This window comes from Rheinheimera sp. MMS21-TC3 (assembly GCF_032229285.1).
Lineage (GTDB): Bacteria > Pseudomonadota > Gammaproteobacteria > Enterobacterales > Alteromonadaceae > Alishewanella.
In genome coordinates this window covers 1,249,761-1,271,484 of sequence record NZ_CP135084.1, presented here as the reverse complement: position 1 = coordinate 1,271,484, position 21,724 = coordinate 1,249,761, and the positions used below count along the sequence as shown (strand labels likewise).

20 protein-coding genes and 2 pseudogenes are annotated in these 21,724 nt (G+C 43.6%); 10 read left to right on the top strand and 12 right to left on the bottom strand.

What is annotated here, in order from left to right:
• Positions 1-12: 12 nt before the first annotated feature.
• From narH to nrdD, 7 genes are all read left to right on the top strand, one after another.
• A complete protein-coding gene (gene narH, locus RDV63_RS06385; protein ID WP_313908673.1) occupies positions 13-1,548 on the top strand; it encodes a nitrate reductase subunit beta in 1,536 nt (511 codons plus the stop codon).
• Between the two features lie 4 nt (positions 1,549-1,552).
• Positions 1,553-2,293 carry a nitrate reductase molybdenum cofactor assembly chaperone gene (gene narJ / locus RDV63_RS06380; RefSeq protein ID WP_313908672.1) on the top strand — a complete coding sequence of 247 codons (741 nt, stop codon included), beginning with the start codon at positions 1,553-1,555 and terminating at the stop codon, positions 2,291-2,293.
• A 10-nt stretch (positions 2,294-2,303) separates the two neighbouring features.
• Positions 2,304-2,993 carry a respiratory nitrate reductase subunit gamma gene (narI, locus tag RDV63_RS06375; protein ID WP_313908671.1) on the top strand — a complete coding sequence of 230 codons (690 nt, stop codon included), beginning with the start codon at positions 2,304-2,306 and terminating at the stop codon, positions 2,991-2,993.
• A gap of 100 nt (positions 2,994-3,093) precedes the next feature.
• The gene (locus RDV63_RS06370; RefSeq protein ID WP_313908670.1) at positions 3,094-3,861 is read left to right on the top strand and encodes a peptidylprolyl isomerase; all 768 of its coding nucleotides are present in this window, start codon (positions 3,094-3,096) and stop codon (positions 3,859-3,861) included.
• Positions 3,862-4,060: 199 nt separating this feature from the next.
• Entirely contained in the window at positions 4,061-5,263 is a 1,203-nt protein-coding gene (locus RDV63_RS06365; RefSeq protein ID WP_313908669.1) for an alginate export family protein, read from the top strand.
• Positions 5,264-5,563: 300 nt separating this feature from the next.
• Positions 5,564-6,016: an anaerobic ribonucleoside-triphosphate reductase activating protein gene (nrdG, locus tag RDV63_RS06360; RefSeq protein WP_313908668.1), complete on the top strand. Its 453-nt coding sequence runs from the start codon at positions 5,564-5,566 to the stop codon at positions 6,014-6,016.
• A gap of 18 nt (positions 6,017-6,034) precedes the next feature.
• Positions 6,035-7,843 carry an anaerobic ribonucleoside-triphosphate reductase gene (nrdD, locus tag RDV63_RS06355; protein ID WP_313908667.1) on the top strand — a complete coding sequence of 603 codons (1,809 nt, stop codon included), beginning with the start codon at positions 6,035-6,037 and terminating at the stop codon, positions 7,841-7,843.
• A 119-nt stretch (positions 7,844-7,962) separates the two neighbouring features.
• Here nrdD and RDV63_RS06350 read toward each other — a convergent pair whose 3' ends face one another.
• Complete coding sequence (locus tag RDV63_RS06350; RefSeq protein WP_313908666.1) at positions 7,963-9,756, bottom strand: DEAD/DEAH box helicase; 1,794 nt, start codon at positions 9,754-9,756, stop codon at positions 7,963-7,965.
• A 353-nt stretch (positions 9,757-10,109) separates the two neighbouring features.
• Between RDV63_RS06350 and RDV63_RS06345 the strand changes: the two genes are divergently transcribed.
• Together RDV63_RS06345 and RDV63_RS06340 are read left to right on the top strand one after the other, a co-directional pair.
• Entirely contained in the window at positions 10,110-12,368 is a 2,259-nt protein-coding gene (locus RDV63_RS06345) for a nitric-oxide reductase large subunit (RefSeq protein ID WP_313908665.1), read from the top strand.
• Positions 12,369-12,580: 212 nt separating this feature from the next.
• Positions 12,581-12,985 carry a ribonucleotide reductase subunit alpha gene (locus RDV63_RS06340; RefSeq protein WP_313908664.1) on the top strand — a complete coding sequence of 135 codons (405 nt, stop codon included), beginning with the start codon at positions 12,581-12,583 and terminating at the stop codon, positions 12,983-12,985.
• A 100-nt stretch (positions 12,986-13,085) separates the two neighbouring features.
• Here the strand turns inward: RDV63_RS06340 and RDV63_RS06335 are convergent, their stop codons facing one another.
• The 9 genes and pseudogenes from RDV63_RS06335 to RDV63_RS06300 form a co-directional block, all read right to left on the bottom strand.
• Positions 13,086-13,298 carry a hypothetical protein gene (locus tag RDV63_RS06335; RefSeq protein WP_313908663.1) on the bottom strand — a complete coding sequence of 71 codons (213 nt, stop codon included), beginning with the start codon at positions 13,296-13,298 and terminating at the stop codon, positions 13,086-13,088.
• Between the two features lie 113 nt (positions 13,299-13,411).
• Positions 13,412-13,702, bottom strand: a complete 291-nt coding sequence (locus RDV63_RS06330; RefSeq protein WP_141686177.1) for a hypothetical protein — start codon at positions 13,700-13,702, stop codon at positions 13,412-13,414.
• 552 nt (positions 13,703-14,254) lie between these two features.
• Positions 14,255-14,884, bottom strand: a complete 630-nt coding sequence (locus tag RDV63_RS06325) for a hypothetical protein (protein WP_313908662.1) — start codon at positions 14,882-14,884, stop codon at positions 14,255-14,257.
• Position 14,885: 1 nt separating this feature from the next.
• Positions 14,886-15,776, bottom strand: a pseudogene (locus tag RDV63_RS06320) (DUF4747 family protein).
• Between the two features lie 106 nt (positions 15,777-15,882).
• A complete protein-coding gene (locus RDV63_RS06315; protein ID WP_278355337.1) occupies positions 15,883-16,683 on the bottom strand; it encodes a DODA-type extradiol aromatic ring-opening family dioxygenase in 801 nt (266 codons plus the stop codon).
• Positions 16,684-16,790: 107 nt separating this feature from the next.
• The gene (locus tag RDV63_RS06310; RefSeq protein WP_313908661.1) at positions 16,791-17,528 is read right to left on the bottom strand and encodes a hypothetical protein; all 738 of its coding nucleotides are present in this window, start codon (positions 17,526-17,528) and stop codon (positions 16,791-16,793) included.
• Between the two features lie 83 nt (positions 17,529-17,611).
• Complete coding sequence (locus RDV63_RS15260) at positions 17,612-17,806, bottom strand: DUF4177 domain-containing protein (RefSeq protein WP_409934822.1); 195 nt, start codon at positions 17,804-17,806, stop codon at positions 17,612-17,614.
• Between the two features lie 325 nt (positions 17,807-18,131).
• Complete coding sequence (locus RDV63_RS06305; RefSeq protein WP_313908660.1) at positions 18,132-18,419, bottom strand: DUF1330 domain-containing protein; 288 nt, start codon at positions 18,417-18,419, stop codon at positions 18,132-18,134.
• A gap of 36 nt (positions 18,420-18,455) precedes the next feature.
• Entirely contained in the window at positions 18,456-18,743 is a 288-nt protein-coding gene (locus RDV63_RS06300) for a helix-turn-helix domain-containing protein (protein WP_313908659.1), read from the bottom strand.
• Between the two features lie 297 nt (positions 18,744-19,040).
• Here RDV63_RS06300 and RDV63_RS15255 point away from each other — a divergent pair, with 297 nt between their 5' ends.
• Positions 19,041-19,163, top strand: a complete 123-nt coding sequence (locus RDV63_RS15255) for a helix-turn-helix domain-containing protein (protein WP_409934821.1) — start codon at positions 19,041-19,043, stop codon at positions 19,161-19,163.
• 10 nt (positions 19,164-19,173) lie between these two features.
• On the opposite strand, the gene RDV63_RS06295 is transcribed toward RDV63_RS15255, so the two are convergent.
• Positions 19,174-20,262 (bottom strand): NAD(P)-dependent alcohol dehydrogenase, encoded by a 1,089-nt coding sequence (locus tag RDV63_RS06295; protein ID WP_313908658.1) that lies wholly within the window; start codon positions 20,260-20,262, stop codon positions 19,174-19,176.
• 554 nt (positions 20,263-20,816) lie between these two features.
• Positions 20,817-21,652: pseudogene (gene aadA1, locus RDV63_RS06290) on the bottom strand (ANT(3'')-Ia family aminoglycoside nucleotidyltransferase AadA1).
• Positions 21,653-21,724: the final 72 nt, after the last annotated feature.

Below are 21,724 nucleotides of genomic sequence, written 5' to 3'. Positions count from 1 at the left end.
GGAGTAAGCAATATGAAAGTTAGAGCCCAAATTGGTATGGTGCTAAATTTAGACAAATGTATAGGTTGTCACACTTGCTCCATTACCTGTAAAAACGTTTGGACCTCGCGTGAAGGGGTTGAATATGCATGGTTTAACAACGTAGAAAGTAAGCCTGGTATTGGTTTTCCAAAAGAATGGGAAAACCAGGAAAAATGGAATGGCGGCTGGGTACGCAATAAAGCCGGCAAGCTAGAGCTAAAAATTGGTGGTAAACGCCGTATTTTAGCCAATATTTTTGCTAACCCAGATTTGCCAGAAATTGACGACTATTACGAGCCGTTCGATTTTGACTATCAACACTTACATACCGCTGGTGATTTAAAGCACCAGCCGGTAGCTCGCCCGCGCTCACTTATTACCGGTAAGCGGATGGAAAAAATTGAATGGGGTCCAAACTGGGAAGAAATTCTTGGTACTGAGTTCGCCAAACGTAAAGTAGACACTAACTTTAACGAAGTAGTTGAAAAAGACATTTATGGTCAATTTGAAAAGACCTTTATGATGTACTTGCCTCGTTTATGTGAACACTGCCTAAACCCAGCTTGTGTGGCCGCCTGCCCATCAGGTGCTATTTATAAGCGCGAAGAAGACGGCATTGTATTAATAGACCAAGACAAATGCCGTGGCTGGCGAATGTGTGTATCGGCCTGCCCGTACAAAAAAATCTACTACAACTGGAAAACCGGTAAATCAGAAAAATGTACTTTCTGCTTCCCACGCATAGAAGCTGGGCAACCGACAGTCTGCTCTGAAACCTGTGTTGGCCGCATTCGTTACTTAGGTGTATTGCTGTATGACGCTGATAAAATTGAATCAGCGGCTAATACACCCAACGAAAAAGATTTATATCAAGCTCAGCTAGATATTTTCTTAGACCCACATGATCCAAAAGTGATTGCCGCCGCTAAAGCCGAAGGCATTGCTGATAACTGGATTGCCGCAGCCCAGCGCTCACCAGTGTATATGATGGCAATGGATTGGAAAGTTGCTCTGCCTTTACACCCAGAGTACCGCACCTTACCTATGGTGTGGTATGTGCCACCACTGTCACCTATTCAAGGTGCAGTACAAGCCGGCCATGTTGGCATGAATGGCGAAATTCCAGACGTAAAATCGCTGCGTATTCCACTACGCTATTTAGCTAATATGCTAACAGCAGGTAATGAAGCGCCAGTAGCAAGAGCCTTAGAACGTTTAATCGCCATGCGTGCCTTTAAACGCGCACAACAAGTAGACGGTGTCGAAGATGCAGATGTGTTAACTCAAGTCGGTTTAACACCAGTACAAGTAGAAGAAATGTACCGTTATATGGCACTTGCTAACTACGAAGATCGCTTTGTAATCCCAACAAGCCACCGTGCTTATGCCGAAAATGCTTATGACATAAAAAGCAGCTGTGGCTTTAGCTTTGGTAATGGCTGTGGCGACGGTAATAACGGCGTCAACTTATTTGGCACTAAAGCTAAAGGGGTACGTCAAGTTATTCCTGTTGAGATTAAGGATTAAGCAGATGAAAATTTTTCAGGTTATATCGTTATTATTAGACTACCCAACAGAAGCGTTAATTGAAGCACAACAAGACTTGCTTGATGTCGTGACTGAATCAACGCTAGATGCTGAGTTAAAAGCTCAGCTAAGTGACTTTATTACTACACGCTGCGCCGGTGATTTAATGGATTGGCAGTCTGAGTATGATGGTTTGTTTGAGCGCGGTCGTTCACTGTCATTATTATTGTTTGAGCATATTCATGGCGAGTCACGCGACCGTGGCCAAGCTATGGTTAATTTACTTGACCAATATAAACAAGCTGGCCTTGATTTAGATAAAAAAGAATTGCCCGATTACATTCCACTTTACCTTGAATTTTTATCTACCCAAGGTGAAGAGAATGGCCAAATTGGTTTAGAGGAAATAGCCCCTATTCTTGCTGTGTTGGCCTGTCGCGCCGATCAGCGAGAAACCAGCTATGCCACTTTATTCCATACCTTACTGGCATTATCTAATGCAGAAGTCGATTTAAGCGATATTAAAGCGCAAATTGCTAATGAGAAGCGTGATGATACCGCCAAAGAGCTAGACAAAGTGTGGGAAGAAGAAATGGTTACCTTTATGGGTAATGACCAGACTGATTCGGCCTGTGGTAGTAGCAACAAACCAAGTGAAACGCAGCGCAAAGATCAATATGTGCCGCTTAGCACTGATGCACTAACCACTGAACTATTTAAAGAAGCCGCTAACCCGCGCGCTTAAGGAGCACAAAATGGCACACCTTAATTTGTTTGCCTTTGGTATTTACCCCTACATTGCCATGGCAATAATGTTTATCGGTACTTGGATCCGTTATGACCGTGAACAATACACTTGGAAAACCGGCTCAAGCCAAATGCTTGAAACTAAGCAATTACGCCGCGGCAGTATTCCATTTCATATTGGTATTATTGGTATATTTTTAGGCCACTTTGCTGGCTTATTAATGCCAGCTAAAGTGTGGTATTTATTTGGTATAACCTCGGAAATGAAGCAGCTAATAGCAATTGGTGCTGGTGGTTTCTTTGGTTTACTATGTTTTTATGGTCTAACCATATTAATTAAACGCCGCTTATTTAACCCACGCATTCGCGCGACTAGCAATACTATGGATATAGTAATTTTATTCTTGCTCTATGCTCAGTTAATTCTTGGTTTACTGTCTATTACCGTATCTATAGGTCATATGGATGGTACAGAAATGCTAAAACTTATGGCTTGGGCGCAAAATACTATGACCTTTAATAGCACAGCCGCCGTGGCCGCTATTAGCAGTGTCCATTGGATATTTAAGCTCCACGTCTTCTTGGGTATGACCTTATTTGTGGTATTCCCATTTAGTCGCTTAGTGCATATGTTAAGTGTACCGGTTCAATATATTAGCCGTAAGCACCAAATTGTACGCCAACGCTTTGTCCGTTAATTAACCATGCTAAATAATCAATGTTAAGAGCAGTATCAGCCAGGCAGTATTCATTACTGTCTGGCTATATCCGACTCTATAGTAGCCAATAGAGGTTTATATGATCCAAGTTAACCAAACCACCATACCTGAAGCGACTGTGATGGCAGAAGTACAATATCACCCTGCACCCGACAAGCGTTCAGCAATATTAAAGGCTGCTGAATCATTAATTATTGGTGAGCTATTTCGCCAACGGGCAAAAACACTAGGGCTAACAGTAAAAAGCGAGCTTAATGTTGCCAGTGATGACAATTTTTTAGATGCGTTAATAGAACAAGAAGTGCATATCCCCACTGCTAGCCAAGCCGAATGCGAGCAATATTACAACTTAAACCCACAACGTTTCCACAGCTCGCCTTTATTAGAAGTCAGTCATATTCTGTTAGCTGCCGCACCTGAAGATCATAAAGGTAGAATTGAAGCTAAAGTATTATCTGAACAGCTAATAGAACAATTACAACAAGGGGCTAACTTTGCCGAACTAGCCAAACAGTTTTCGGTTTGCCCTTCTAAGCAAACCAATGGCAGCTTAGGCCAAATTAGTAAAGGCCAAACCGTACCCGAGTTTGAACGGCAAATATTCACTGCCGAGCCAGGATTAATGCCGCAAGGAGTTGAAAGCCGTTATGGTATTCATGTGGTGTATATCGCCCGTAAAGTAGCAGGTAACTTACTACCCTTTAGCGCTGTTGAGCAAAAAATCCTTGAATATTTAAACGAGAAAGTTCGCCGCAAAGCCGTTGCTCAATATATTCATACTTTAATAGTCGACGCCGAAATCAAAGGTTATGACTTTAATTTATCTGACTCGCCGTTAATGCAATAGATTACGCATCAATAGCGCAACAAGCATGTGTTTCATGCCGCTAAGTCACAATCAAACGAGCTAATACGTTAGCTCGTTTTTTTTCCCTACTCATTTTGCGTTTTAGCTACCCTCTAGTAAGTAACTCTTTGTCATAATTATTAAAAAACCTGATAAGGGTTAAAATTACCCTAGGTTTTTTACCAAAAAGGGTTATTTGATGAAAACATGCAATCTCATCGCGTTATCAGTAGTAACAGCCTTATCTCACGCCAGCTATGCTGATGATTTAACTAGCAAACTAAGCCAAGCTTTAAAGGACTCTAGCCTTAGCGCTGATTTTCGTTATCGCTTAGAATATGTTGATCAAGATAACTTACTCGATGAGGCTATCGGCTCAACCTTAAAAAGCCGCTTGAATATACAGTCAGGCACTGTTTCTGGCTTTAGTGGTTTTATTCAACTAGACAATGTTAGCCTAATTGGCAATGACCATTACAACAGCACAGTAAACGGTAATAGCCAATATAGTGTTATTGCAGATCCTAAAGGCACTGATATTAATCAAGCCTTTATCCGCTACCAAAGCACTGCCGGCACTACTTTTACCGCAGGTCGGCAGCAAGTAAACCATCTAAACCAGCGATTTTTAGGTGGTGTGGCATGGCGCCAAAACGAACAAACTTTTGATGGCTATCGCTTGCAGCATAATTTTAAGCAAAACATCAGTGCAGAAATAAGTCATTTTTATAACATTAACCGTATTTTTGGCCCCAAAGGTGCCGCAGCAGATCAAGACGGCAGCTTTAATACCGCGTTAGTGAGTTGGCAACTGCACCCACAACATAAGCTTAGTGCCTATGGTTATGACTTAGACTTCACCAACTGGGCTGCTCGCAGCAGTGTTACTCTAGCTCTAGATTACCAAGGTAGCATTAGCCAAGTGCCTAATCTAAGCTGGCACTTAGCCTTGGCTCAGCAACAAGATCAGCATAATGCCCCTATAGATTACAAGCACCATTACCATCGTATTAGTGTTAACTGGCAGCAACAGCAGTTTAGCTTACAAGCTGGCCAAGAGCGCTTAGCCGGTGATGGCACTAGCGCCTTTCAAACCCCGCTAGCAACTTTACATGCCTTTCAAGGCTTTACTGATATGTTTTTAAATACCCCTAATGCTGGTTTACGCGATCATTGGTTGCAACTAAGCGTACCGGTACAAGCAGTTAAGCTCAATCTGGCATGGCACAGATTTGACAGTGATACAGGTAATCAACATTACGGTGATGAATGGAATTTAAGCGCCGGCTACAAGTTTAGTAATGGTGTAGCTGGTTTAGTTAAATTTGCCTATTACGACGCCAAAGATTTAGCTGTAGATACCACTAAAGTCTGGTTTATGCTGAGTTACCACTTAGAGTAATTAACTAGGCAAATCTGTTTGTCTAAGTCGCTTATATAGACAGCTTGTATAAAACCCATTTATAAAAAGGCCGCAGCTCTAAAACACTGCGGCTTTTTTATTGCCTGCTGATAAAAAGCTACTACCTCTGATGGGGTAATAAAACCTTAACTGATGCTTGTTTGGCGCAAGCAGCAAGTTAAGTCCTGCCTAAAACTTGATCCAGATCAAACTTTAAATTTCTGCTCAGCCTAAGCTTAACCACAACATATAGTGCCAAATTAAAAACAACACACCATATAAAGTAAAAAGGTGACCTAGATGTTTAACTTTAGTGCCGAGCAAATTGTGTTTCAAGAGGTGCCAAGTGAAGTGTCATTAGCCTTTACCATTACTGGCTGCCAACTTGGCTGTAAAGGTTGCCATAGCGTAGATAGCTGGCCTGCTCACTCTGGCACTGAGTTAACAGAAAGCTATTTAAAGCAACGGCTACAGCAGTATAAAGGGCTGATTAGTTGCGTGTTGTTTTTAGGCGGTGAATGGCAACCAACAAAATTAATCAACTTATTAAAGCTAGCCCGTCAGCATCAGTTGCACACTTGCTTATACACTGGCTTAGACAGCATTTCTGAACCCATAAAAACTGAATTAACTTACTTAAAAACCGGTCGCTGGCAGCCAGAGCTTGGCGGCCTAAATAGCCCCACTACCAATCAACGTTTTATCGACTTACGCAACGGTGCTTGCTTAAACCACCGTTTTATAAAGCAATAATGACAAAGGAATATACTAATGATTGCGCTTAATGAACTACAACTTCAGCAAAAGCTTAACTTTATCAAGCAGTATTTACAGGCAGAAAACGCTGCAGATGGCTCGACATTAGATGCTAACGCTAACGTAACCCAAAAAAATATTGCAACCTTAGAATCAGAGCTAATGAAAGATCATTTTATTCAAGTAAACCGCAGCTTAGTTAGCAATAAAATTAGCCAGTTATTTGGCACTGAATTAGCCAAAGAATATCAGCGACAAATTAAAGACCATGAAATTTATGTTCATGATGAAACCAGCTTAAAACCATACTGCGTATCTGTCACTATGTACCCCTTTTTGCGAGATGGCTTAACTAAGCTTGGCGGCGAGTCACAAGCGCCTAAGCATTTAGAGTCTTTCTGCGGCTGTTTTGTTAACTTTGTGTTTGCTGTAAGCAGCCAATTTGCTGGTGCAGTTGCCACTGTAGAGTTTTTAACTTATTTTGATTATTTTGCTCGCAAAGATTATGGCGACAACTACTTACACACTCACCCTAACCAAATAGCCAATCATTTGCAGCATGTGGTTTATGCCTTAAACCAACCAGCAGCAGCACGCGGTTATCAAAGTGTGTTTTGGAATATCTCTATTTACGATCAGCACTACTTTGAAAGTATGTTTGGCGACTTTGTATTTCCTGATATGGTTAAAGATAGCGCTGGTAAAGACAGCTTTATAAAACCAGAATGGCACTCTGTTAGCGCCTTGCAAAATTTCTTTTTAACTTGGTTTAACCAAGAGCGTGAAAAAACCATTTTAACCTTCCCTGTTGTAACCGTTGCTATGCTAACAGAACAAGGTAAATGCAAAGATCAGCTATTTGCTAACGAAATAGCCGAGCATTTAGCCGAGGGTAGCTCGTTTTTTGTTTATCAATCTGACAATGCCGACTCATTAGCCTCGTGCTGTCGTTTACGCAGCGAAATTAGTGACAATACTTTTTCGTACTCGTTAGGCGCAGGTGGCGTGGCCACAGGCTCTATTAATGTTATTACCATTAATATGAACCGTTTAATTCAAGATGGCCGTGATTTAGCTACAGAAGTTAGCAAAATTCATAAATACCAAGTCGCCTACCGTCAATTAATGCAAGAGTATAAAGACGCTGGATTATTAACAGTGTATGACGCTGGTTTTATTTCATTAGAAAAGCAGTTTTTAACCATAGGCATAAACGGCATGGTTGAAGCGGCAGAATCGCAAGGCATAATCGCCGATAATAATCCACAGTACATTGAGTTTGTGCAACAGAACTTAAAAATTATCTTTGATGCCAACAAAGCTGCCAAAGCTGAATATGGCTACATGTTTAATACCGAGTTTGTGCCAGCTGAAAACCTTGGCGTTAAAAACGCGAAATGGGATAAAAGTGACGGTTATGTAGTTAACCGTGACTGCTATAACTCGTATTTTTATGTGGTAGAAGACGCCAACTGCAACACCCTAGATAAGTTTCAATTACATGGCCGGCAGTTACTAGATTATTTAGATGGCGGCTCAGCGCTACATTTAAATTTAGAAGAAAAGCTCGATAAAGCAGGTTATATCCAATTATTAAATATAGCCGCTCAAACTGGCTGTAATTACTTTTGCGTCAACGTTAAAATTACCATTTGCAATAGCTGTGAAGCCATAGATAAACGCACCTTAACCAACTGCTCTAGCTGTGGCAGTGCAGATATAGACTACGGCACCCGCGTAATAGGTTATTTAAAACGCGTATCCGCCTTTAGCAAAGGCCGCCGAGTAGAACACCAACTGCGCCATTATCACCGTACTAGCTAAGCAACAACTAAAGTAAATACAAGGAAATAAGCCTTAACTTAAACTGTCAGGTTTACTATTTAGCTAAATCTGACAGTCTTCCTATAAATAGAGGGTACTCCAGCCCATAGCAACGATCTTTACGTCTGATTCGCCTTACGATAACTACCTTGATAATCAAAAATCCGCTGTTGTACCTGCCAGTAGTGCTTTTTTTTGCGGGCAATAACAAAATCTGGAGCGGGTAATAACCTTTGCACAGCTAGCACCTGTTCTAACTTACTAAATTCTTGTGGTGCCTGGCTATTAGCTAAACGTCGTGCGAATAGCTTATTGAAGATCTTGCGCTGTGCTGGCTTAGTAAAATCAAACCACTCGCTAAGCTCTTCGCCATCTTCACCGTGATAAGTCATTTTCAGCTTATTAGTTTTCGCTGCGTCAGCATTTAAGCTAATGCCGGCGCAACGAATTACCATAGCATCTTTTAGCTTTAACGCATTGCGTAGCTGATCATCTGGGTCAATAATGGCTTTTTTACACTGCTGACAATTGCGGGCGGCAATATCATTCTCGCTGCCGCAATGTGGGCACTCTTTAAAGCGAAAGCGGTAATCACACTGCTCTGGGCGCTGACTCTGCGCTTTAGACTCATCATCTTCATCTGCCAGTAACAGTCCTTGGCAACGGCGACCATAATGTTCAATTATCTGGCCTTTGCTGTCTGTTTTGCCCCAGAATATATTGGCAAAGCCACAGCCTGGGCATAATACCTGTACCGGTTCACTGTCAGAGTTGGGTTTCTTCTCGCCAACTTCTGGGTGATATAAATTAACATTATTGCCGGCGTAATCAATTACCAAGCAATCTTGTTTACCTGCACTTAAACGCAGGCCACGACCTACTATTTGCTGGTATAAACTAACCGATTGAGTGGGCCGCAAAATAGCAATAAAATCAACATGGGGCGCATCAAAACCTGTGGTAAGTACAGACACATTAACCAGATATTTTAATTGCCGTTGTTTAAAGTCTTGAATAAGCTGATCTCGCTCACGCTGAACTGTTGCGCCAGTAATTAAGGCCGTTTGTTCTGGCGGCAGATAACTAGTGATCTCTTTGGCATGATCCACAGTTGCGGCAAAGATCATCACAGCTTGGCGCTTAACCGCTAGTTCTATTACTTGCTCAATAATAGCTTGGGTAACACGTTGGTGTTTGCTCAATAACTGATTAACTTCTTGTTCAGCATATTCACCAAAGCGGTTTGGGATCAACACAGAGAAATCATATTGCGCCACTGCAGCATCAATCAACTTAGGCTTAGTCAGATAGCCTTTATTAATCATATAGTTTAGCGATAGCTCATTAATACAATGGATAAAAGGCTTGCTCTGCTCGCTCTCGCTATTAGCACCACGAACAAAACCACGATAGTGATAACGATAGATCCAGCCCATACCTAAACGGTAGGGTGTGGCAGTTAGCCCCAACACTTTAAGGCCTGTATTTTGCTGGCGTAGTTGCTCAATAATCTTCTGATATTGGCTGGTGTCTTTACCACTAACGCGATGGCACTCATCGATGATAACTAAGGAATATTCATCTTTAAACTGCACTAAATTGGCCGACACTGACTGGACACTGGCAAAAGTTACCTGATAGCGGCTTTCTTTTCGGTTTAACCCCGCAGAAAAAATACCGCCTATTAAGCCATAACTCTGGTATTTAGCATGATTCTGCTCAACTAACTCTTTAACGTGAGCCAGCACCAGAATTCTTCGCCTTGCCAGACGGGCTAATTCGGCAATAACCAAACTTTTACCGGCACCGGTTGGCAACACTATTACCGCGGATTCATCAGATTTACGAAAGTGACGTAAAGTGGCATCAACAGCTTCCTGTTGGTATGGCCGTAGTTTAAAAGGCGCATTCATCTGGCATGGCTTAATATAATAATGTTAAAAGCAGACATACTAACAAATTATACTGTCATTGCTTGCCAGCCATTAAAAACTATTTTCTGGTTACAGTAAAATCGCAATTGTCAGGCTTATTTATAAGTCAGGGTAAAAAAAACCAATAAAGGTAAAATTAACCCATCTCAAGTTAGGTTTAATTTACCCAATCTATATAAACATAAACAAAAATACTTTTAAAACATAATATTAAAAACTGGCCTAACTCTTGTATTGCTACTAGAGTATTAGATAGCTATCTAATGCATTATTACAATAATAGGAGTTTTAAATGGCTTGTTGGCGCTTTATTAGTAGTTTTTGGAGGGATTATGGCTGGATATCGTAAACTCTGGTGGGCATTAATCGCGGTTTTAGCAATTACCTTTGGTGTGCTGGGCTATTTTGGTGCAGAAGTTTACCGCTCTGCTCCACCTATTCCAGCTCAGGTAGTTAGCCAAGACGGTAAGGTATTAATGACCAATGAAAGTATTTTAGATGGTCAAACCGCTTGGCAATCTGTAGGGGGTATGCAGCTAGGTTCTATTTGGGGCCATGGTGCTTACCAAGCACCAGATTGGACTGCAGATTGGTTACATCGTGAATTACTGGCTTGGTTAGAGCTTGCCGCTCAAGATCAATATAACAAAGCTTATGACAGTTTAACGCCAGCTGAGCAAAATGGCTTACAGTTTGCGTTAAAAGAAGCTTATCGTACTAACACTTATGATAAAGCCACTGACACCCTAGTGCTGTCAAGTCGCCGTATACAGGCCATTGCAACAACTGCTGATCACTATATTAAATTATTTGGTAATGATCCGTCGTTAAGCGAAACCCGTGCTAACTATGCAATGAAAAACAACACCCTGCCTTCACTAGAGCGCAGAGAGCAAATGGTACAGTTTTTCTTCTGGACGGCTTGGGCTGCTTCAACTGAGCGTACTCCAGATGCAGCCACTTATACCAACAACTGGCCCCATGAGCCTTTAATTGATAATAAGCCTACAGCTGAAAACTTAGTTTGGTCTTTAATTAGTATTATTTTATTAATTGCCGGTGTCGGAGCCTTAGTTTGGGCTTGGGCATTCTTACGCAAGCACGATGATGAAGAGCCTGTGTCACCAGAGCACGACCCTATTGCAAGCCTTAAACTTACCCCCTCACAAAAGTCGTTGGGTAAGTATATAGTGGTGGTGGTTGCGCTATTTACTCTGCAAGTTTTCCTAGGTGGCTTTACTGCTCACTATACCATTGAAGGTGATGGTTTCTATGGTTTAAATACAACTGAATGGCTACCCTACAGCTTAGCTCGTACTTGGCATTTACAAGCGGCCATGTTCTGGATTGCTACTGGCTTTTTAGCCGCAGGTTTATTTTTAGCACCTATTATTAATGGCGGTAAAGATCCTAAGTTCCAAAAACTTGGTGTCGATGTTTTATTTTGGGCCTTAGTGGTTTTAGTGGCAGGTTCTTTTGCCGGTAACTACTTTGCCATTATGCAAATTATGCCGCATGAATATAGCTTCTGGTTTGGGCATCAAGGTTATGAGTACATTGATATTGGTCGCTTTTGGCAGATCATTAAATACATCGGCATTTTATTCTGGTTAGTGCTTATGCTACGCGCCATAGTGCCCGCCTTTAAAGCCCCAGGTGATAAAAACTTATTAGCCTTATTTGGTGCTTCGGTTATCTGTGTTGGTTTGTTCTATGGTGCTGGTTTATTCTACGGCGAACGGACTAACTTATCAGTAATGGAATACTGGCGCTGGTGGGTTGTTCATTTATGGGTAGAAGGCTTCTTTGAAGTGTTTGCTACTGTATCTTTAGCCTTTATTTTCCATAGTATGGGCTTAGTGTCACGCACTATGGCAACTAGTGCTAGCTTAGCCTCGGCATCCTTATTTATGCTAGGCGGTGTTCCTGGTACTTTCCACCACTTATATTTCTCAGGTACCACTACCCCGGTTATGGCCGTTGGGGCAACTTTTAGTGCCTTAGAAGTAGTGCCTTTAGTGGTATTAGGTTATGAAGCCTTTGAACAGTGGCGGATGAAAAACCGTGCGCCTTGGATGGCAGATTTAAAATGGCCATTAATGTTCTTTGTTGCCGTGTCATTTTGGAATATGTTAGGCGCTGGCGTGTTTGGCTTTATGATTAACCCACCTATAGCGCTGTATTATATTCAAGGCTTAAACACCACGCCAACTCATGCTCATGCCGCATTATTTGGTGTTTATGGCTTCTTAGCCTTAGGCTTCTGTTTATTAATATTGCGCTACATTCGGCCACAGTTGCAGTTTGACGAAAAGCTAATGAAGACCGCATTCTGGTGGTTAAACGTGGGCTTAGTATTAATGCTATTCACTAGTTTATTACCAATAGGCTTTATCCAGTTTTATGCTAGTGCCACAGAAGGCTTATGGTATGCACGAAGTGAAGCCTTTATGCAAAGTGATTTACTGCATACACTACGTTGGATCCGCACTATAGGTGACGTGGTCTTTATCATAGGTGCCTTAGCGGTAAGCTGGCAAATTGTTAAAGGGGTGTTTGACACTAAAGCAGCTAAGCAAATTAGCAGCTAAGTTAAACAAACTAATAAAAAGCACTACAGCTTTGCTGTGGTGCTTTTTTCGCTTTAGTTCGAACTGAATTTAGTTGTTCTATGCTTAATCGTTATTCAGCGCTTAACCGATAATCTACCTATTAATGGTTACATCGCTCCCCCCAAGATGGTCAATGTAAACCACAAATAGGTTTGATAAACTAAACAAAATAGTGATAGAGCTTGTTAAATATGAATATTGAATCTTATGCCGACTTAATCCGCGAAGCTAACGCTCAAACTGAACCACAACGCTTAATGTTTGTGTTTGCCAAAGCCGAATTACCTAAAGGCTACACTGAAGAGCAACAAAAAAGGTTTGCCCAGCAACAAGGTGGCACTTTAGCGCCTGTGCTTTGTGTTGATAAATTACCAGAAGAAATTGCAGACTTTTCAGTGCTGGTTGAAGAGTCTACTCATACCGGCATAGATTGGGATATCGCTTTTGTAGCAGCCTTAGGTGGCCGCGGTGGCTTTGCTCCCAACAGCGACGAAGCAGCACAACCGTTAAAAATGATGATGGAAAAAATTCAAAACGGTATGATTGCAGAGTTTTTAACCTTCAATAAAAGCGGTGAACTAGTCGCGCTGTACTAAGCTAACTAGAAAGTTGTAGAGCGCATACTAATGTGCCACTAATACACAGCAATCAACAATAATCTTTTAAAAGGGTGTTCAATATTCGGTGTCAGCTTGTTCACAGAATACCAAACCATTTATCTATTTCTTTAGGGTTTGTTTTTACAAACAAGTGAATAAAGAAGCCCACAACTAGATAGAAAATAGTAAGAATAAACGCACCTATAACACTAATATTATCGAATGCACCTTGAGGATAAATACTTATTGTAGCGATAAAACAAAACCCAATAAATAATGACCAGAAAGCAACTCTTTGATTACGACTCATAATTCAAACCCTTTGAAAATATATAACGCTCGCAGCACAGGCCGAAACCCGCGCAGCGGTTGAGGTCCAGGTCACGCAGTGGCCGTTTGTGACTGCGCTTGTTAGAGCTATGATTACCAGCCTTCTTTAAGTTTAAAGTCAGTTACAGTTATACCTGTAAAGCTGCATCGATACGTATAATTTGTCCATGCACCAAACCCATTTTGCAGTTTTGCTTTGCCATATACACGTTTGTAATCCAGTCCTTGTCGCTCAACTTCAGTGCTTACTATTTCAGCGGTATGAGTAGCTTGCTGCTGAACTTTTAGATGGCAAGCATCTACATACTCTTGACTGCCGCATCCCGTTAAAGATAACGCCGATATAGCAACAAATACGAAACTTCTCACATCTAACCAATTCAATTTTCTCTCCAAAATCCAAATTGCACAGTAGCTCTAACGATAAGCTTTGGGGCGGCCGGAACGCAGTGTAGGCCGTCCCAGCCGCGATAGCGGCGACAACAGCGCCTTGTTATGCTTCACTTACTGCCTTGCCTATATCTATAGGGGTCAAAGTCTTTTAGCACCTTGATGTTGCCAGAGGTAGGAGTTTGCTGATATGGAACAGTGCATGTAGTGACTGGCGTGCCGCCGGTTACGCTGGATGCGCCTGAAGCTCGATACTTGATGACTATACCGTGCCCACCATCCCGCACTCGGTAGTCTCGCGTTTCAATCACTGAAAAGGACTCTGGGTTAGCTAGGTCACGTTTGATAGCCTGCTCACAGAGCCTCCTAAGCTCTGCATTGCCCCCACATCCAGTCAAGATCATGGTGCCAGAAATTGTCATAGCGGTAATAAACTTGTTCATACCTTCCCCTTCTTGATGCTCACGCTTCAATAGCATAACGCCCAAATAACAGGGTAAAACTGGCTGGCTATAATGGCGACGAAGAAGCTAAAGCCAACTAGTTTTAGTCCTTGTTGATTTGCTTGTTAGCCGTACTTTGCGCACTATTATTCTTAACTTGTTTTACGTGATAAAACTCTAGCCAGCCTGCAATTCTAAATATTGCCATTGTTGCAGCAACAGCTGAAAAAACAGCATAAATAAAGAGAAAGTAACCAATAAAACTGCTGATAATTGAAATCACCTGAGAGACATCATATAGCCAAGGCGCCAAATCAAGTAAAAACCTCTGTACAAATAGCGGGCTATTGTAAATTGGTTGTGATTTACCAATTAGTGCCGCTACCAAAGCCAATATTTGCAATACAATAAAATGCACAAATGTTGCGTTAACAACGATAAATGGCGATTCTCCACCGTCTTTAGTTTTTCCAGATATACTGGCTCGAAACTTATCATCACCTAATGCTAACCAAATTGCATATCCACCTAGAGAAAAACCAATAATGTTAGGTAATACGGAAATTGGAATTTCAACCCAGTCATACTTTAACCAAATACCAGAGGATATTAGCGTAATGAATAAAGATGCATGCATATATGGTGAGCCAACAATAGACTTAAACCCACCATAAGCGATCCAATAGCGAGCAAATAACTTTCTTACACCTACATATTGCCCATTCTTTGCCATTTTAGGCTCCTGCTCTAGCCATACGCTTGACTTTATTAACTATAGTATTAGCCATAACGGCTAAAAAGTCTTTCGCTGTTATCTCACCAGGGACATACGAGCCTGCTTCAACAAAGGGGTGCTGTCTAGTGGATTTCTCTGCACGTTTACCATTTTTGTCATGCCCAATAGTTTTTACTTCACCATTCAGTTGAGCAATGCGGCCTAAGGCAACAGTCCTTTCATCAGCTTCAACAGATAATCCTTTTTGCGCTTTTAAAATAATTATTTCTTCTTCGACATTTTGTTGATTTAGTCTTTCAAGGACTTCATCTTCTAAATTTTCTAGCCCATCGGTATTTGGCCTGCGAAGTACTATTTCTAATTTATTAATTTGCTTTAATGAAAGAACAGATTCAAGCTGATCAGTACTTGGAACTAGAGTTAACTCAATAGTATTAAACTCTTCAATAATCGCTTCTGAATCAAATAAATTGCGAAAGTATATTTCTAGTATCTTAGGGCTTATTTGGCCAAACTTGTCTTTACATTCAATAACTAGATAGTGGCTTTCCGGCTAAAAAATAAAATTAAAACTGGTAAAGTTTGGTCTTAAGTCTTCTGGTATTTGTATTCTTTTAGTTTCGTCCTCTTCGGCAGCACGCAACTTTTCAATATTAAACCACTTTCCAACTTCAATTTTTGTAAATTTAGCAATCTCACCTGAAATACCTTTTAAAGGATCATCTTGAAGCGGCTCTATTTCAGTGAGGATGCAATACGTGTCACCTCTTAACTTGATTTGTCTTTTCAAATCAAAGAGGCGGTCAAATAAATCCACATACGTTTGAGGAGAGTGAGGGTGTGTTCTTATATTAAAAGCAGTATAGGAAACGGTTCTTTTTCTTGTCATTACTTTAATCCTTTATACAACTTGACTGCGAAACTTGTGGTACGGCTAACGCCTGGGTAATAGGCGAGAGCTTGCGAGCGTCCTAATTGACGCGTTTGTTAGCATTTTATGACCAGATGTACATGCTCGATTTTTTATTTAGAATCTTTAGCTCAAACGACTTAGTGCAAACACTATTAGCTATTCCATAGCAAACGTGCAACGGCAATAAATGCTCTTCTCTTGGGTGACAGTAACGAGCACCGGGGGCTTTTTCCCATTGGATAAATCTTTGTTCTCTTTCTTCTTCAGTAATACTACTGTTAGTGCAAGTCTCTAGCAACCACGCTTCAAAAGATTCATTTAAAGTTTTTGATTCACTGGTTTCAGATGAAAAAAATGCTTTCATATTATGAAAGGAGAAACCAGAACCAATTATAAGTAAATTTTCATACTCCAAGTCTTGGATTGCTCGCCCTATCCCGATATGAGCTGCTGGACTGAGATTATCGACAAGAGAGAGCTGAATGCACGGAATATCTGCCTCCGGGTACATGATTTTCAGAGGAATAAATAGACCGTGGTCAAAACCGCGCTGCTCATCAAGTTTTGCGGAAATACCTGAATGCTCCAGCCGCTTATAGGTCTGCTCCGCCAGTGATGGCTCTCCCTGACAAGGATAGGTAATACTATAAGACTTTTCTGGAAATCCATAGTAATCGTAAATAAGGGAAGGGTTGGCGCCCGAAGTAATGGTTGGGATTTTTTCTTCCCAGTGCGCACTTACCACTAAAATGGCTGATGGCTTACGCAAAATAGATGAGATTTTTTGCAAGCAATCAATCATTTCTTTATGCCCAACATCACCTAGAAGTGGCATCGGCCCGCCGCCATGAGACAAAAATAATATTTGAGGTTTAGTGTTCATCACGATCCTCTTAATAGGAGAATGCTAACGCCCAAATTTAGCGCGGAAAGCCGCGCAGCGGGTTGACGTCGCAGCCAGCGCTTTTTGCTGGCGATAAAATTTTTTTGTTATATTTCAAATCTACGGAGCTCAAACTCAAAATTATCGTCAACCTTGATACGCTTAACCAGATTTGCTCTATCAGGCCGATATTTTCTCCAATCCCATTCGCCATCTAAGAGTATGATATTAGTAAGTCCAAATTTCTGCAAGTCAGCCAACGAGTAGTCATACCCAACCGCTCCCTTGCCCAAAAAATTCTGAATATAATCCCAGAAATTAAATTTGGTCTGACCATAGATGGTAACTAGATTATCAATGCCGATATCTGAATAAAATTTAGTTTCCTGCTTCCGCATTAAAGTTATGTGAGTATTAAACATGTCGACAAATTCTTCTTCAACATCCCAATCGGATTGCCAAGCGCTCCCATGCCATACCAAAACCGAGTCTTTTCTTAAGTACTTTGTATGAGCAGCTGGAAATACGTAGTTTGCACAAGATGATGCACATACGCCATTAACTTCAACATCCAACTTGTTATCTTTGACCCAACGCCCTAAATCCATCCCCGCACCTATCTCACCGCCATTGCTGGTTATAACAAGACGACTTGGTTTTAATTCAGCATCATTAAGTAATGAGAAAATTGCGTTATTTGAAGCCTCAGTTATTTTGCCCTGATAAATGAGATTTCCGTTTTTGATACCAACATAAATTTCAGCATTTTGGCTACTTTCACCAGCATTATTTAAACTAGTACAACCAACGACCAGAAAAGAAAAAACTAAAACTAAATGCTTCACCAATCCTCCTTGAAATATAACGCTAAAGCGGTCAGGTGCAGCGCAATGTTAGCCAATGGCTTGGCATTTAGCGGCTCCAACGATTAGCTAACGACCCTTTCCAGCACAACCAGAAACTTCTCGGTTTCCCCGAAATTTTGTGCCGGGACCAAAATATTTCTGAGCCGCCACCCATCCTCAGCCTCGCGGTTTAGAGCGCTTTCCAGATCTGGATCTTTTCGACGGAAGAGTCCGTGACTATAGTCCAACGACAATGTCTTGTATTCATACTGGCTCATACGTTTCCCATTTCTTCATAGTCTAGAGCGTAATATTTTGAGGCGACTTCACTCCTTCTTTTTATTCTTCATGGCACGCGCTGAAAAAACGCCTGCGATGATGACGATAAAAACCACTACGATTGCACCTGCTACACCTGGGCTCATGATTACATCCTCCATTGGGTACGCGAGATCATCGCACAAAAATAGATTTCCAGTAATGGCTAACGCCTGAATTAAGCCGACTTGCTTTGGTGTAACGAAGCAAGTTCGGCTTGAACGAATTATTAGAGCCCACCGCGGCCTTTTCAGCCGAGGATATCTGCGCCCTTGTGGCCCTCTGTTACGCCCTGAACCAAGAGTACGTCGCCCTCTGTGTTATTGATTCGCAACGGGCGCGAATTGCCCTATAGGCATCGGACTCATACCAGCCTTGAGCCTGCTCCATGGAGGGGAATTCGATGACTACCAGATCGCCCGACCAGGCGCCTTCTAGCGGATGATACGGCCCGCCATGAACACGGTACTTGCCAGAGAAAGGCGCCAGCGTCTCGTCAATGCGCTGCAAATACTCTCTGATCTCGTCACCAAACCGGGTTTCGCGTATCACAGCTACGGCATATGCGGTCATAAACTGCTCCAATCATAGTGAATGTGTCAGTGCGCTCTAACGCCAGTGGTAATGGGCGGCAACGCAGCGAAACGCAATCTCGATAAGCGCCTTTGCTGGCCCGGAAGGTTTACGTCGCCCCTGCTCCCACTCTTGCAACGTGCGCGGAGAAATATGGAGTACCTCGGCAAACTCTCGCTGTGTAAGGCCAGTCTTACCGCGCGCCTCTGCGACCTCATTTGGCTCCACACGACTGACGCGCGCAGCGTTGCGCGCTTTCATTTCTTTAACAGATTGTAGCAGCTTGTTGCCAAGCTCCTCAGCACTCAGAGTCTCATTACTCATTTTCCAATACCTCACGAATCGACTTCAGGATGTGCGCGGGTATGTTCTCCTTGACGGCCTTCTTGTAGATCACCAACAACCAGATCTCACCATTTGCCAACTAGGCAAAGAACGCATTCCGTTCCTCCTCAGTCCAGATCCTTCTGGCATCTGCTTCGAATGTAGGGGTTTCGATGATGGAAAAAGACGCAGCTTAGACGGAAAAACAGTGCCAACTATCTTGAAAAACACCGGTGATGTTCCTGCCCTTCACCGAAGGCTTGGGCGTCGATGATGATCTATCAATTAGCAGCGTAGGTGTGCAGAAAGGGCTGGGTCATTACACAGGCGGCGGCGCGCATGGTTGGTATGAGCCGGGCCCAGATCAGTTACCGGCTCAAACGCAGGGGCAAGGCGTCCGGGCACGAGGCCCGGTCCTGAGCGATTGCGCTCAGGCGAGTTTGAGAATCGGCTTGACCACAACCCCCTTCTGGGAGTCTTCGAAAGCCTGGTTGATCTGGTCGAAGGGATAGAACTTGATCAGCTTGTCGAACGGGAACTTGCCGGCCTTGTAGAATTCCACCAGTTTGGGGATGAACACCCGTGGTACTGAATCCCCTTCGATAACCCCGATCATGCTCTTGCCTTCGGCCATCAGGTCATTGTGGACGTCGATGTTCATCTCCGGTGTCACCCCGACGATGGCGGCCTGGCCCAGGGGGCGTAGCGCATTCAGGCACTGCCGCACCACCGGCGGCACACCAGTGCTTTCCACCGCGTAGTGGGTCCCGCCATCAGCGGCCTTCCTGATCTCCCCCACCACATCCACGTTCTTGCCGTTGAGGGTATGAGTCGCCCCCAGCTCTCGGGCTAACTCCAGCCGGTTGTCGTGGACGTCAATGGCAAAGATCTGCTGACAGCCCGCAATCTTCGCCGCCATGATCGCGCTCAGCCCCACCGCTCCGCAGCCGTAGATCGCGATGGAAGTGCCGAACTCCGGCTTGAGGCGGTTAAGTACGGTGCCCGCGCCGGTCTGGATGCCACACCCCAATGGTCCCAGCAGCGCCAGATCCACGTCCTTGTCCACTTTAACCACGTTTCGCTCGTGGGCCACCACGTGGGTACCAAAGGACGACTGTCCGAAGAAAGTGCCCAGGTCGGTGTCGCCCTGGTGCAACCGATAGGTCTGGTCTTCCATGCGGCCGCCAAAGTTCAGGTCGTTAAATGCCGCGCAAACCGTGGGGTGGCCAGTGAGGCAATTTTCGCACTGGCCACAGTGGGCAAAAGACATCACGACGTGATCTCCGGCTGCCAAGCTGGTGACATTCTCCCCCACCTGCTCAACAATGCCTGAGCCTTCGTGGCCCAGCACAATGGGATAGGGTGAGATGGCGAGATCCCGGGCAACCGCGTCGGTATGGCAGACCCCCGTGGCAACCACCTTCACCAGCACTTCATTGGACTTGGGTCCGCTAAGGCGGACTTCCTCAATGCTGAAATCCTTACCCTGGGCATGGGTGACGGCCGCTTTTATTTTCATCGTGGTTTCCTCCGGTTGTGCAACGTGGCCTGAAACAGGCAGTTTGATGTTGTCTGTTAATTACTAGTCTAGCGCAATCATTGGACCACCAGCGCAAAACAAAGGGGACGGAGGGATTAAGCGTTGGCCAACACCTCTGGTGTTTTCCAGTCTATGCACTCCGATGACTCTAGATATTCGCGCACGATCTCAATTCTCTCCCACGGCTAACGCTGCCAGCAAGCGCGACGCTGTTTGGCGTCGCTTGACTGGCCTTGTTAGCAGCCTACACCGGACTTTCGCGGCTTGCCGCACTGGCAAACCCGAACAACGGCAAGCTGCTTTTAATTAAAAACTAAACCCGTTAACTGCGATACGGCGAGCCAACCGGAACCTGTAAAACTGTTAAGCGAAGCCACGAAGAACAACGCTACCGCCACCACCGTTTGCAGCAGACCGACAAACTGGCGAACATTAACTTTTTGCGCTGCCGCTATGAAAACCAAACGCGAGCAATGCCGGAATAAAACTACTGACTGAAACCGTTAAAACCCGAACACCTGCTAACGCTTGAGTTAAGCCGCGCCGCGAAGCGGCGTCGGCTTGAACGAATTGTTAGACATTATTTGCCGACTACCTTGGTGATCTCGCCTTTCACGTAGTGAACAAATTCTTCCAACTGATCTGCGCGCGAGGCCAAGCGATCTTCTTGTCCAAGATAAGCCTGCCTAGCTTCAAGTATGACGGGCTGATACTGGGCCGGCAGGCGCTCCATTGCCCAGTCGGCAGCGACATCCTTCGGCGCGATTTTGCCGGTTACTGCGCTGTACCAAATGCGGGACAACGTAAGCACTACATTTCGCTCATCGCCAGCCCAGTCGGGCGGCGAGTTCCATAGCGTTAAGGTTTCATTTAGCGCCTCAAATAGATCCTGTTCAGGAACCGGATCAAAGAGTTCCTCCGCCGCTGGACCTACCAAGGCAACGCTATGTTCTCTTGCTTTTGTCAGCAAGATAGCCAGATCAATGTCGATCGTGGCTGGCTCGAAGATACCTGCAAGAATGTCATTGCGCTGCCATTCTCCAAATTGCAGTTCGCGCTTAGCTGGATAACGCCACGGAATGATGTCGTCGTGCACAACAATGGTGACTTCTACAGCGCGGAGAATCTCGCTCTCTCCAGGGGAAGCCGAAGTTTCCAAAAGGTCGTTGATCAAAGCTCGCCGCGTTGTTTCATCAAGCCTTACGGTCACCGTAACCAGCAAATCAATATCACTGTGTGGCTTCAGGCCGCCATCCACTGCGGAGCCGTACAAATGTACGGCCAGCAACGTCGGTTCGAGATGGCGCTCGATGACGCCAACTACCTCTGATAGTTGAGTCGATACTTCGGCGATCACCGCTTCCCTCATGATGTTTAACAGCTTAATATAATGCAAAACGCACGCTTTCACTCTACTATGCGCGCCTTCTATCACGATTTT

Excerpts from the sequence above, each read along its gene's own strand:
- nrdG (WP_313908668.1), top strand. The coding sequence starts at position 5,564 with ATGTTTAACTTTAGTGCCGAGCAAATTGTGTTTCAAGAGGTGCCAAGT.
- RDV63_RS06295 (WP_313908658.1), bottom strand. The coding sequence starts at position 20,262 with ATGAAAATAAAAGCGGCCGTCACCCATGCCCAGGGTAAGGATTTCAGC.
- RDV63_RS06325 (WP_313908662.1), bottom strand. The coding sequence starts at position 14,884 with ATGGCAAAGAATGGGCAATATGTAGGTGTAAGAAAGTTATTTGCTCGC.
- RDV63_RS06315 (WP_278355337.1), bottom strand. The coding sequence starts at position 16,683 with ATGAACACTAAACCTCAAATATTATTTTTGTCTCATGGCGGCGGGCCG.
- narI (WP_313908671.1), top strand. The coding sequence starts at position 2,304 with ATGGCACACCTTAATTTGTTTGCCTTTGGTATTTACCCCTACATTGCC.
- narH (WP_313908673.1), top strand. The coding sequence starts at position 13 with ATGAAAGTTAGAGCCCAAATTGGTATGGTGCTAAATTTAGACAAATGT.
- RDV63_RS06370 (WP_313908670.1), top strand. The coding sequence starts at position 3,094 with ATGATCCAAGTTAACCAAACCACCATACCTGAAGCGACTGTGATGGCA.
- RDV63_RS15260 (WP_409934822.1), bottom strand. The coding sequence starts at position 17,806 with ATGAGCCAGTATGAATACAAGACATTGTCGTTGGACTATAGTCACGGA.
- RDV63_RS06350 (WP_313908666.1), bottom strand. The coding sequence starts at position 9,756 with ATGAATGCGCCTTTTAAACTACGGCCATACCAACAGGAAGCTGTTGAT.
- RDV63_RS06365 (WP_313908669.1), top strand. The coding sequence starts at position 4,061 with ATGAAAACATGCAATCTCATCGCGTTATCAGTAGTAACAGCCTTATCT.
- RDV63_RS06340 (WP_313908664.1), top strand. The coding sequence starts at position 12,581 with ATGAATATTGAATCTTATGCCGACTTAATCCGCGAAGCTAACGCTCAA.
- RDV63_RS06345 (WP_313908665.1), top strand. The coding sequence starts at position 10,110 with ATGGCTGGATATCGTAAACTCTGGTGGGCATTAATCGCGGTTTTAGCA.
- narJ (WP_313908672.1), top strand. The coding sequence starts at position 1,553 with ATGAAAATTTTTCAGGTTATATCGTTATTATTAGACTACCCAACAGAA.
- RDV63_RS06300 (WP_313908659.1), bottom strand. The coding sequence starts at position 18,743 with ATGAGTAATGAGACTCTGAGTGCTGAGGAGCTTGGCAACAAGCTGCTA.
- RDV63_RS06305 (WP_313908660.1), bottom strand. The coding sequence starts at position 18,419 with ATGACCGCATATGCCGTAGCTGTGATACGCGAAACCCGGTTTGGTGAC.
- RDV63_RS06335 (WP_313908663.1), bottom strand. The coding sequence starts at position 13,298 with ATGAGTCGTAATCAAAGAGTTGCTTTCTGGTCATTATTTATTGGGTTT.
- nrdD (WP_313908667.1), top strand. The coding sequence starts at position 6,035 with ATGATTGCGCTTAATGAACTACAACTTCAGCAAAAGCTTAACTTTATC.